We start from the raw sequence: 10,762 nt of genomic DNA on the forward strand, positions 1-10,762 counted from the left end.
GCACCGGGCGTCCGCAGGCGCCCGCAAGCGCGCGATCTTACCGGAGACCACGGGCCGCGCGCGGCCCGCCAGCCTGCCGCCACGCCGCGCGTGGAGCGCCGCAGTGGTTGTCGGCAGCGGGCGGCAAAACCTTATGCCTGCGGCTGCGCCAGCACGTAGTCCAGGGCGCCGCGGATGGCCGCCACCTGGGCGGCATTGCACTGCTCCGGGGTGGCCCTGGGGCTGTCCGGGTAGACCTCGGTGGTGGTCACGTAGGGCGCACCGGTGATGCCGGCGCAAAGCCCCAGCTCCACCAGCGGATAGGCGATCACGCCCGGCGCCAGCACCGGCGAGCCGATGATCCGGCCGTCCGCGTCGGCCGGGGCGATATGGGTGACCTTCGCCACCGCCCCGATCACCGCCTGCTGGAACTGCGGCTGCGGGTTGGCGCTGTCGTCCACCACGTAGAAGCCATCGGGGATGTGCCCGGGCTCGAACGGCTTGCCGTCGCGCGCGGCCAGTGCCGGGCGGAACTCGCTCTCGTCGCTGTCGGTGGTCTCGTGCAGGTCCACGTGCAGCAGGAAGCGGCCGCGCAGCGGCGCCACCAGTTCCATCAGCGCCGCCGACTCGCGCGCCGGGCTGGGCTGGCGGAAGGAACGGTTGGGATCGACCGCGTCGGGGTTCCAGCGGTGGATGCGCTCGTATCCCCACGGGCTGACGCAGGGCACGACCAGCAGATTGATGCGGCCGGCGTAGGCCGCCGCGTGCTCGCGCGCGAACAGCAGCGCGCCCTGCACGCCGCTGGTCTCGTAGCCGTGCACGCCGCCGGTCACCAGCGCCACCGGCAGGCCGTCGTCCCAGCCGCGGCTGCGCAGCGCCAGCAGCGGGTAGCGCTCGCCGGCGTATTCCAGCATGCCGTACTCGAGTACGTCCCAGGCATCGGCCAGTGCGCGCACCGGCGCAACCACCTCGTCGGCATGGCTGCGCCGGCGGCGCTGCATCGCCAGCCACTGCGCCTTTTCCGCCGGGCCCCATGGCTGGCCGGGAATGCCGATCGGATGGAAACGTTGCAGGGTCATGGCGCTCACCAGCTGGGAAAGCGGCGATCCTACCAGTGGCGCGCCGCGCAGCATCGCGGCCGATTGCGTGGAATGCAGTGTTTTGCGTGCTGTTGCCTGCAGATCCGCCACCAGTTCGGCACGGATCGGCGATTTGCGCTATACTTCGCCGGCAATCCGGCAGTCCATCCATCCGCGTGCCCCCTGCCGCGCGCACCAGGCTTCCGGCACAGGCCGCGGCATCCGCGCCGGCCAGGGGCCGCTTCCAGGGCGTCGCCATCCTTATTCCGGTTCTCCACGCCCACCGGTATTCCGGTGCGGATATCGCGCTAGCGCGCACTCCCGCTCCCTTCCCCGCGGGGACGACGTCCTGAGCGCGCGCGAGGCCGGCGCTGACTGCAGGCACTGCGATGCAGTGTGCTGCCGCCTGCCGGTCCTGCTGCTGCCGGGCGACCACGTACCCGCCCGGTTCATCGCCATCGACGACCACGGCCTGGAAACCATGGCCAAGGACGAGGACGGCTGGTGCGCGGCCATCGATCCGCTGCACCTGCGTTGCTCGATTTACCAGGACCGGCCCGCCATCTGCCGCCAGTTCGCGATGGGCGGCCGGGCCTGCCTGGACATCCGCGCCCGCTACCGCGACCAGCGGCAGCGCGGCATCCCGCTCACCCTCGACTGACCAAGGAGACGCACATGGCCGTCCGCAAGACCGCTCCCACGTCCACCAAGGGCCGCAAGCTCGCCGATACCGGCAAGGCCTCCAGCACCCTCACCCGCGAGCGCATCGCCCGCGACCTGGAGGCATTCCGCAAGGCCGGCGGCCGCATCGAAGTGCTCGGCAACACCCCGGTGCTGACCAAGGTGGAAACGCCCGAGACCGCCAACCAGGCCAAGAAGAAGAAGGCGGCCTGAGGCCGCCCGGGGCCTGCACCCCTGCAGGCGCGTGCGCGCATGCAAGCGGGTGCCGGCGCCTGCGTGCACCCCTGCAGGCATGGCCTGGCCCGCGCACCACGGACGGGTGCGGTGGCGCCGCAAAGAAAAACGCCGGCCTTGGGGCCGGCGTTTTTCATGTCACGTCGCGAAGCGGTCAGGCGGCGACGCGGCCGGTCTGCTTCTCTTCGTCGGTGGCTTCGCGCACGTCGGTGATGCGCACGTCGAAGTGCAGGGTCTTGCCCGCCAGCGGGTGGTTGCCGTCGATGCGAACCTGGCGGTCGCCGACCGCGACCACGGTCACCAGCACCGGGCCCTGGCCGCCGTTGGCCTGGAACTGCATGCCCGGCTCGATGCGGTCGATGCCCTGGAACGCCTCACGCGGCACGTCCTGCACCAGGCCTTCGACGCGCTCGCCATAGGCCTCGGCCGGCGGCACGTCGACGGTCAGCGACTCGCCGGCACTACGGCCTTCCAGCGCCTTCTCCAGGCCGGGGATGATGTTGCCGCCGCCGTGGAAATAGCTGAGCGGATGGTCTTCCGGCGAACGGTCCAGGACCTGGCCTGCGTCGTCGGTGAGGATGTAGTGGAACGTGGCCACGCGGGCGGCGGCGATCTCCATGGAAGTGCTCCCTGGTATTGGAAAGGAAAGGGGGGTTGAAGTGGATGGCCGCAAGGACCGGTGGACTCACGGTGCCTCGGTTGCCGCCCACCTTAACGGCTGCGGCCGCGACGCGCAAACCGCGCCGCGACGCGCATTCAGGCGGAGCCTCCCTTCCGCTTCCGGGCGCCGCCGCTCAGCCTGCCAGCAGGCGCTCCATGTCCCCGTCCTTCTCGCGCCACAGCCCGTTCATCCACTGCTGGAAGCAGGCGCGGAAGGCGCGGTCTTCCTGGTAGTTGCCGGCGACCAGCTCGGCCGGGATCGGGCGCTGGCGCACCTTCACCCGCACCGCGGGCACGCGGTCGGCCATCAGGTCGATCATCGAGGGGCGGCCGCCCGGATAGGCGATGGTCACGTCCAGGATCGAATGCAGGCCCTGCCCCATCGCGTCGATCACGAAGGCCACGCCGCCGGACTTGGGCTTGAGCAGGTGCCGGTACGGCGAGGCCTGCTGCGCGTGCTTGGCCTCGGTGAAACGGGTGCCCTCGACGAAGTTCATGATCGACACCGGGATGTCGCGGAACTTCCCGCAGGCCTTGCGCGTGGTCTCGATGTCGCGCCGCCCCAGCTCCGGGTTCTTCGCGATCTGGCGGCGGGTGTAGCGGCCCATGAACGGGAAATCCAGCGCCCACCACGCCAGGCCCAGCACCGGCACCCAGAACAGCGAGCGCTTGAGGAAGAAGCGCAGCAGCGGCACCTTGCGGTTGAACACCTTCTGCAACACCAGGATGTCGACCCAGCTCTGGTGGTTGGCCAGCACCAGGTAATGGCCGTCGCGGCGCAACTCGGCGGTGCCCTCGATCTCGAAGCGGGTGCGGGTAAAGGCACCCATCATCCAGGTGTTCACCGCGATCCAGCTCTCGGCCAGCCCGGTCAGCACCGGGTTGCAGGCGCGCCACACCGGCCGCAGCGGCAGTACCGCCTTGACCACGCCGGCCAGCAGCACGGGCACCGCATGCACCAGGGTGTTGAGGACGATCAGCAGCAGGATGGGCGGGACCCGCAACAACGGCATGGGGACACCGGAACCAGGGATGTGAAGGGCGCCGCAGCGTAGCAAATCGGCCCACCACCCGAGTGCCTGTTTGGCGTGCATGGCCCAGGCCGGGCCTGGTCCACGGCGCGGCTCGCCGTGCGCACGTTCGGAACCCTGACCCCAGGGGCCGGCAATTCCCGATGGTGCGGCCGCGGCGGCCCGGGCATGCTCGTCCCCTTGGCGCCCCCCGACGCCATCGCGCCGGTGCTTCCCCCGATCCGGTGCACCACGGCCGCCCCCTGGCGGCCGTATTCTTTCCGCGGCCTCCCGCCAGCGTGGCGGGGTCAGCCGGCCGCGCCCAGGGTGTCGATCAGGTCCTGCACCCGGAACGGCTTGCCCAGGTAGATCACCGAGTCCGGCAACGCCGGCAGCTGCGAGGTGGCGTAGCCGGACACCAGGATGGTGCGGCACCCGGGCCGCGCGGCCTGGGCGGCCTGCGCCACCTCCAGCCCGCTCATGCCGCCGGGCATGCTGATGTCGCTGATGACGAAGTCGAACCCGCCCTCCTGGTCCAGCAGCCAGCGCGCCTGGTGGCCGTCGTGGGCCTCGACCACGGCATAGCCGGCATCCTCCAGCGCCAGGCTGGTGACCATGCGCAGCAGCTCGTCGTCCTCCACGTAGAGCACCTTAGGCATCGGCGGCCTCCCCTGCAGGGATGGCCATGGTCACGCAGGTACCCTCGCCCGGCGCGCTCTCGATGAAGGCGAAGCCGCCGGATTGGCTGGCGAAGCCGAACACCTGGCTCAGGCCCAGGCCGCTGCCGCGGCCGACATCCTTGGTGGTGAAGAAAGGTTCCATGGCGCGCTGGCGCACGTGCTCCTCCATTCCCGGGCCATCGTCGGCCACGGAGACATACAGGTAATCGCGGCCGGCCACGGCGCCTGGATGCAGCGCCGGGTCGGGTCGGGTGATGCGGGTGGCGATGCGGATGGTGCCCGGCTGCTCCATTGCATCGCGCGCGTTGGCCACCAGGTTCACCAGCGCCGCTTCCAGCTGCTCGGCGTCGACCATGACCCGGGTGTCGGCCTCGGCCAGGTCGAACACGCACTGGGTGATCGGGCCGGCGGCGCGGCGGTAGACCTTGGCCGCGCTGCCAATCAGCGCGTTGACGTCGTGCAGCTCCGGTTCCAGGGACTGGCCGCGGGCGAAGGCCAGCATCTGCCGGGTCAGGCGCGCGCCGCGCGCGGCGGCCTGGCGCGCGGCGTCGACCAGCATCTGCCGGCGCCGCCCCTCCGCCGCCGGCAGCAGGTCCAGGCTGGCGGTGATGACCGCCAGCAGGTTGTTGAAGTCGTGGGCGATGCCCAGGGTGAGCTGGCCGACCGCGGCGATCTTCTGCGCCTGGGCCAGCGCCTGCTCGGCCTGGCGACGCTGCTCGGCCGCCTGGTAGTGCTCGGTGATGTCGCGGGTGACCTTGGCGAAGCCGACCAGCCCGCCGTCGCGGTAGATCGCATCGATCACGATGTGCGCGCGGAAGCGGCTGCCGTCCTTGCGCACGCGCCAGCCTTCGGTCTCGTAGCGGCCCTCCTGGCTGGCGATGGCAAGCGCCTGCTCCGGCACGCCGTGCTGGATTTCCTCCGGCGTGTAGAAACAGGAGAAATGCCGGCCGATCACCTCGCTGCCGGTGTAGCCCTTGATCCGCTCGCCGCCGGTGTTCCAGCTGAGGATCGTGCCGGAGGCATCCAGCAGGTAGATGGCGTAGTCGGTGACGCCCTGCAGCAGCAGGTGCTCGCCCTGCGGGCTCGCTGGCGCGCCGGCGTGTGTCATCGCGTGGTGCCGCTCATCGGACAAGTCCCCCTTTCCGGTCCGCAGGGCGTACGGGCCGGCAGAGGATGCCACCGGTGGACCGCCGATGCCATCGGCATGATGTACTCCAGGCTGCATTTCCAGATTCATCGGATACTGAATACGTCACTTCGCATCGGCCCAGCGGGCCAGGTTCTGGCGGATCGCATCCATGCCGGCCCAGGGGTCCTTGCGCCGCCGGCGCAGCTTCTCCGGCACATCCTTGATCGTGTACAGGTCCGCGCGCGGCAACCGCGCCAGTTCGTTCCAGCCAATGGGCATGGCCACCGGCGCCCCGGGACGGGCGCGCAGCGAATACGAGGCCACCGCCGTGGCGCCGCGGCCGTTGCGCAGGTAGTCGACGAAGATCCTGCGGTTGCGGAAGCGCTTGGTTGCGGTGGCGACGAAGCGGTCCGGTTCGGACCTGGCCAGGGCATCGGCGAATCCGTGGGCGAAGCGCTTGGTCAGCTCCCAGTCGCAGCCCGGCGCCAGCGGCACCACCACGTGCAGGCCCTTGCCGCCGGTCACGCGCAAGAACGACTCCAGCTCCAGCGCTTCCAGCTGCCGCCGGATGTCGACCGCCGCCTTCTTCACCTCGGAAAACGGCACGTCCGGCCCGGGATCGAGGTCGAACACCACGCGGTCGGCGGAATCGGGGTTGTCGGCGTGCGCGCCCCATGGATGGAATTCCAGCGCGTTGAACTGCACCAGCTCCATCAGTGCGGCCGCATCCTCCACCACGAGGTAATGCGCGTTGGTGCCGCTCTCCTCCTTGAGCTTCACCGAGGCCACCCGTTCCAGCCCGGCGGTCAGATGCTTCTGGAAGAAGCAAGGCTTGCCGGTGCCGGAGGGACAGCGGATGACCGAAAGCGGGCGGCCGGCGATTTCCGGCAGCAGGTGGTCCATCACCGCCGTGTAGTAGTCCCACACGTCCTGCTTGGTGGCGCGGATATCGGGGAACAGCACCTTGGTGGGGCTGGAGAGCTTCGGCCAGTCCCGGGTCTGGGTGGCGGCCTTGCGCCGGCGGGCGGATGCCGGACTGGCCTTCGCCCCCGTGGCCGTGCCAGTGCGGGCCTTCGCCGAGGCGCGTGCCGGCGTGGCGGCGACTTTGCCTGCTGCCGTGGACTTCTTCGCAGCGGCCCTGGTCGCAGCTTGCGTGGCCTTCCCCGCTGCCAGTTTCGCCGCTTGCTTGATGGCTTTTTTGGTGGCCGTCTTCGCCGCGTTCTTGCGCGCGGGCGCCTTCTTCGCCGCCTTCCTGCCGCCCTTCGCTGCCATCGCCTCCTCCTCCGCAACGCCCGGACCGCGGTCGCTGTCGTACAGGTCGGCGATGTCCTTGTCCGGCCGCAGCGCCTTGAGCGAGGCCTGGCGCAGCAGCTCCTGCCCGCCGATGCCGCGGTAGAACACCTCCACCACCAGCCGCGGCGGCACCCAGGTGGCGCGGCGCAGCGCGGTGTCCATCGCCGGCACGAACGCGGTCGGCTTGCTGCCGGCGTCCTGCGCCAGCCGCGGCGCCAGTACGCGCAGCTGCTCATCGCTGAAGCCGGTGCCCACCCGGCCGACGTAGCGCCAGCCGTGCTCCGCATCCGGCCTGGCCAGCAGCAGCGAACCGAAGCCGGTGCGGCTGCCGCGCGGCGCGGTATAGCCGACGATGGCGAACTCGTCGCTGGCCAGCTGCTTGGTCTTGCGCCAGTCGTCGCCGCGCCCGGGGCGGTAGGGCCGGTCCGCGCGCTTGGAGATGATGCCCTCGAAGCTGCGCTCGGCCGCCAGCGCCGCCGCCTGCGCACCGTCGCCGGGGATATGCGAACTGAGCGCCAGGTGCGCCGGCCCCTTCGCCAGCACCTCCTGCAGCAGTTGCTTGCGTTCCAGCAGCGGCGCCTCGCTGATGTCCACGCCGTCCACGTGCAGCAGGTCGAACAGCACGTAGGCCAGCACCCCGGGGCGCTCCCCGGACAGCGTGGCCTGCAGCAGGTTGAAGTCCTCGCGCGTGCCGCTGCCGGCGATCAGCTCGCCGTCCAGCGCCGCGCTGCGCAGGCCCAGCGCCTTGACGGCGTCGCGGATCTCCGGGATGCGGTCGGTCCATTCCAGCGCGTTGCGCGACCACAGCCGCACCTCGCCGTCGCGCACCGTGGCCAGGATCCGGTAGCCGTCCCACTTGATCTCGTGCAGCCACTGCTCCCCTTCCGGGGCGTCCTGGCCCAGCCGCGCCAGCTGCGGCTGGAACGGGCCCTCCGGCGCTTCGGCCGCGCGCGCGCCGGGCAGTGCCAGGGCGCGCTTCTTCCAGTCCTTGTGCCTGGCGCGCGGCGCTGGCACTTCCGCCAGGCGCTTGCGGGTGGGCTTGCCGCGGCCGGCGCGCCTGCGGTCCTCCTCCGGCGCAGGCGTGACCTCGGCCAGCAGGTCGTCGGCCTCCAGGCTCCCGGCCCAGGCGTCCTTGTCCTTGAACAGCAGCCACTGCGGCTGCCGGGCCGGCTTGCCGGAGCGCACCAGGTGCCAACCCCCCTTGAGCTTGCTGCCGTGCAGCTCGAAGCGCAGGTGGCCCTTGGCCAGCTGCTCCTCGGGATCGCCCTCGGTGGACCACACGCCATGGTCAAAGCGCGCCACGTGGCCGCCGCCATACTCGCCCCTGGGAATCTCGCCCTCGAAGCCGGCGTAGTCCAGCGGATGGTCCTCGACCTCCACCGCCATGCGCTTGACCGCCGGATCGTAGCTGGGCCCCTTGGGCACGGCCCAGCTCTTGAGGGCGTCGCCCACCTGCAGGCGGAAGTCGTAATGGCGGCGGCTGGCGTGGTGCAGCTGGACCACGAAGATCGGCCGCTGCCCGCGCGGCGCCGGCTTGCCGGGCTCCGGCTCGCGGGTGCGGTCGAAGCTGCGCTTGCGCTGGTAGTCGACCAGGCTCATGCCGGCCCGTCAGCGCCCCAGGTGGCGGCGCACCGCGTCGGCCGTGGACCCGACCGCGGCCACGGCCTCGCGCAGCTGCTGCTCGCTCACGCCGAGCGCCTCGGTCCAGTAACGGACCTCGTAGTCCTCGGAGAGGTTGATGCGGTCGCGGTCGGGCGAGCCGACCTCCTTCCTGTCGTCGGACATGGCCGGGCTCCAGCGTGGGGGAGCCACTACGCTGCGCCACCTCCCGTCGCGCAGCCGTGAACCGGCGCCGCCGCGGCGGCGTCGTTCAGCGACGGGAACCGCTCAGTAAACGTAGGACCAGGTCTGGCCTTCGCCGCCGTGGCTGCGCACGCGCCACCAGGTGCGGGACAGGCGCTCGGTGCCGCGGCTGCGGGCGATCAGCATCTCGCCCAGCTTGATCGTGGTGGTCACCTCCACCGTCGCGCTGCGGCGGCCCGGCGCGACGCGGATGGAACCGATGTCCACCCGCACGTCGAACGCGATCAGGCCGCGGCTGCGGGCATGCAGCCGGCGCAGTTCCTCCATGGTCTGGCGGGTCATCTCGCAGGTGCCATCGCTGTCGAGCACCGTCTCGCCCAACCGGCGACCGTCGGCGTACTGGACCAGCCTGGCGCGGTAATCGCCGGCCAGGTCCTTGCACATCGCCTCGTGGTCGAAATCGCGGAACGCGACCAGCTGGCGGTCGTAGAACTGGCGCACCTGCGCCTCGTCGATCGTCCAGCCCCGGTTCCAGGCGACGAACGCAACCGTCGCCAGCACGACCAGGGCAATCAGCCTTCCCAGCATCCCTTCCCCTCCCCTGCAGTACCCCTTTACGGCGACACCAGCGTGGCGGCGCCGCCTCCCGTCGATCGTTACCGGAAGGTCCGACCAGGTACTGCAAGGGCGTCCCTGCCGTGCAATGGCGGGAAGTCTAGCAAACCCGCGACACCAGCCGTTGTCCGCTCCCGGCCTGCCCGGCCGACCGCGGACGGGGCCGGCCTACTCCGGGGCCCTGGGCTGTCGCGCGGCGGCTTCGCGAGCCTCGCGGGCCGCCTTTTCCTTTTCCATCTTGTCCTTGTCGTGGTGCCACTTGATCGCGAAGAACATCGCGACGCCCAGCACCACGACCTTGAACACGATGAAGACCACGGGGAACCAGTCTGCCGACATGGCGTGCAACCTCTATGCGGATACGGAAAACGCCCGCCGCGCGGCGGCACGTCCCAGCCACCACCACGGCCACTTCCAGCCTGCCCGCAAGCATCCTCCAGCGGCCCCGGACCAGGATCGCGAGCGACCACCATCGGCGATCCCCGGCCCCTCCGGCTTGTCCGAAGGCAACTGGTCCGACGCATATGATCGCACCGCAGCATGCGCGGTGGCCAACGGCAGCCCCGGGACTGAGGGGACTGCATGCCACCACGGCAATGGGCCCCCACTGGATCAGCAGAAGACGCCGACCTATAGAAATCAATGGGTTGCTCGTCGCCAGCCCGGCGCCTCGTGTACGGCCTCCCTTTACAAACCACCCAGAAACTATTCGAATACAGTTTTGGTACGGGTGGACTGGGGGCGAGTTGGGAGCCGTGCAAAGCACCGTTCGATGGGGAATCGAACGACGACTTGAGTTCATCGAGTTCCGGCTGTTCTGGGAGGGGCATGTCAACCGTAGCGACCTGGTGGACGCCTTCGGGATCTCGGTCAACCAGGCATCCGCCGACCTGAACCGCTACCTCGGCATGGCCCCGGACAACATGCTCTACGACAAGAGCGCCCGCGCCTATGTCCGCGGCGACCGCTTCGAGCCCCTGTTCCTGAGACCGGACCCGGCCAGCTACCTGTCCCAGCTGCGGTCGATCTCCGACGGCATCGTCACGCAGGAGGACACCTGGATCGGCCAGCTGCCGGCCTTCGACACGGTCCCCAGCCCTATTCGTGGCATCGATGCCCACACGCTGCGCCAGGTCATCGAAGCGATCCGTGCCAGGCAGGCGCTGGAGGTCGAGTACCAGTCCCTTTCCAACCCTGCCCCACGCTGGCGCTGGATCGCGCCCCATGCCATCGCGTTCGACGGTTTCCGCTGGCATGCCCGGGCGTACTGCTTCGCCGACGGCCGTTTCAAGGACTTCCTGCTGGCGCGAATCCTCGGCGTCCGGGACAGCCGCCCCAGCGATATCGATGACAGCCAGGACGCGGACTGGCACACACACGTCTCACTGGACATCGGTCCGCACCCGGGCTTGTCCGACGCGCAGAAGAAGGTGGTGGCGCTCGACTATGGCATGCGCGACGGTAAGGCCAGCGTCACCGTCCGCAAGGCGCTGCTCTATTACACGCTCAAGCGTCTCGGGCTGGACACTGACCCGTCCACCCGGAACCCGGCAGATCAGCAGATCGTGCTACTGAGCCAGCTGGTTTTCACCTGAACGC

12 protein-coding genes are annotated in these 10,762 nt (G+C 70.2%); 3 read left to right on the plus strand and 9 right to left on the minus strand.

Annotated features, from left to right (window positions below; all coding sequences use genetic code 11):
- Window positions 1–131: 131 nt before the first annotated feature.
- On the minus strand, window positions 132–1,058 hold the full coding sequence (locus EIM47_RS09485; RefSeq protein ID WP_125076751.1) for a M14 family metallocarboxypeptidase: 927 nt from the start codon (window positions 1,056–1,058) through the stop codon (window positions 132–134).
- A gap of 349 nt (window positions 1,059–1,407) precedes the next feature.
- Between EIM47_RS09485 and EIM47_RS09490 the strand changes: the two genes are divergently transcribed.
- Complete coding sequence (locus EIM47_RS09490) at window positions 1,408–1,719, plus strand: YkgJ family cysteine cluster protein (protein WP_083852403.1); 312 nt, start codon at window positions 1,408–1,410, stop codon at window positions 1,717–1,719.
- Window positions 1,720–1,733: 14 nt separating this feature from the next.
- Window positions 1,734–1,952 (plus strand): hypothetical protein, encoded by a 219-nt coding sequence (locus EIM47_RS09495; RefSeq protein ID WP_019398153.1) that lies wholly within the window; start codon window positions 1,734–1,736, stop codon window positions 1,950–1,952.
- A 175-nt stretch (window positions 1,953–2,127) separates the two neighbouring features.
- Here EIM47_RS09495 and EIM47_RS09500 read toward each other — a convergent pair whose 3' ends face one another.
- The 8 genes from EIM47_RS09500 to EIM47_RS15665 form a co-directional block, all read right to left on the minus strand.
- The gene (locus tag EIM47_RS09500; protein WP_125076752.1) at window positions 2,128–2,592 is read right to left on the minus strand and encodes a peptidylprolyl isomerase; all 465 of its coding nucleotides are present in this window, start codon (window positions 2,590–2,592) and stop codon (window positions 2,128–2,130) included.
- Window positions 2,593–2,767: 175 nt separating this feature from the next.
- Window positions 2,768–3,646, minus strand: coding sequence for an acyltransferase (locus tag EIM47_RS09505; RefSeq protein ID WP_125076753.1), 879 nt, complete (start codon window positions 3,644–3,646; stop codon window positions 2,768–2,770).
- A 305-nt stretch (window positions 3,647–3,951) separates the two neighbouring features.
- Window positions 3,952–4,302, minus strand: coding sequence for a response regulator (locus tag EIM47_RS09510; protein ID WP_037034671.1), 351 nt, complete (start codon window positions 4,300–4,302; stop codon window positions 3,952–3,954).
- On the minus strand, window positions 4,295–5,455 hold the full coding sequence (locus EIM47_RS09515) for a PAS domain S-box protein (RefSeq protein WP_233603162.1): 1,161 nt from the start codon (window positions 5,453–5,455) through the stop codon (window positions 4,295–4,297). Before EIM47_RS09515 ends, EIM47_RS09510 begins: the two co-directional genes overlap by 8 nt.
- A gap of 120 nt (window positions 5,456–5,575) precedes the next feature.
- Complete coding sequence (ligD, locus tag EIM47_RS09520; RefSeq protein ID WP_125076754.1) at window positions 5,576–8,344, minus strand: non-homologous end-joining DNA ligase; 2,769 nt, start codon at window positions 8,342–8,344, stop codon at window positions 5,576–5,578.
- Between the two features lie 9 nt (window positions 8,345–8,353).
- Entirely contained in the window at window positions 8,354–8,530 is a 177-nt protein-coding gene (locus tag EIM47_RS09525) for a DUF3606 domain-containing protein (protein WP_019398147.1), read from the minus strand.
- Between the two features lie 102 nt (window positions 8,531–8,632).
- Window positions 8,633–9,136, minus strand: coding sequence for a hypothetical protein (locus EIM47_RS09530; RefSeq protein WP_019398146.1), 504 nt, complete (start codon window positions 9,134–9,136; stop codon window positions 8,633–8,635).
- Between the two features lie 195 nt (window positions 9,137–9,331).
- A complete protein-coding gene (locus tag EIM47_RS15665; RefSeq protein ID WP_019398145.1) occupies window positions 9,332–9,502 on the minus strand; it encodes a hypothetical protein in 171 nt (56 codons plus the stop codon).
- A gap of 416 nt (window positions 9,503–9,918) precedes the next feature.
- Here EIM47_RS15665 and EIM47_RS09535 point away from each other — a divergent pair, with 416 nt between their 5' ends.
- Complete coding sequence (locus tag EIM47_RS09535; protein WP_205948706.1) at window positions 9,919–10,758, plus strand: WYL domain-containing protein; 840 nt, start codon at window positions 9,919–9,921, stop codon at window positions 10,756–10,758.
- Window positions 10,759–10,762 lie beyond the last annotated feature (4 nt).

It is taken from the genome of Pseudoxanthomonas sp. SGT-18 (assembly GCF_003931645.1).
In the GTDB taxonomy this organism is placed as follows: Bacteria; Pseudomonadota; Gammaproteobacteria; order Xanthomonadales; family Xanthomonadaceae; genus Pseudoxanthomonas.

Coding starts and splice junctions, on each gene's coding strand:
- EIM47_RS09510 (WP_037034671.1), bottom strand. CDS start 4,302: ATGCCTAAGGTGCTCTACGTGGAGGACGACGAGCTGCTGCGCATGGTC.
- EIM47_RS09500 (WP_125076752.1), bottom strand. CDS start 2,592: ATGGAGATCGCCGCCGCCCGCGTGGCCACGTTCCACTACATCCTCACC.
- EIM47_RS09505 (WP_125076753.1), bottom strand. CDS start 3,646: ATGCCGTTGTTGCGGGTCCCGCCCATCCTGCTGCTGATCGTCCTCAAC.
- EIM47_RS09495 (WP_019398153.1), top strand. CDS start 1,734: ATGGCCGTCCGCAAGACCGCTCCCACGTCCACCAAGGGCCGCAAGCTC.
- EIM47_RS09530 (WP_019398146.1), bottom strand. CDS start 9,136: ATGCTGGGAAGGCTGATTGCCCTGGTCGTGCTGGCGACGGTTGCGTTC.
- EIM47_RS15665 (WP_019398145.1), bottom strand. CDS start 9,502: ATGTCGGCAGACTGGTTCCCCGTGGTCTTCATCGTGTTCAAGGTCGTG.
- ligD (WP_125076754.1), bottom strand. CDS start 8,344: ATGAGCCTGGTCGACTACCAGCGCAAGCGCAGCTTCGACCGCACCCGC.
- EIM47_RS09485 (WP_125076751.1), bottom strand. CDS start 1,058: ATGACCCTGCAACGTTTCCATCCGATCGGCATTCCCGGCCAGCCATGG.
- EIM47_RS09525 (WP_019398147.1), bottom strand. CDS start 8,530: ATGTCCGACGACAGGAAGGAGGTCGGCTCGCCCGACCGCGACCGCATC.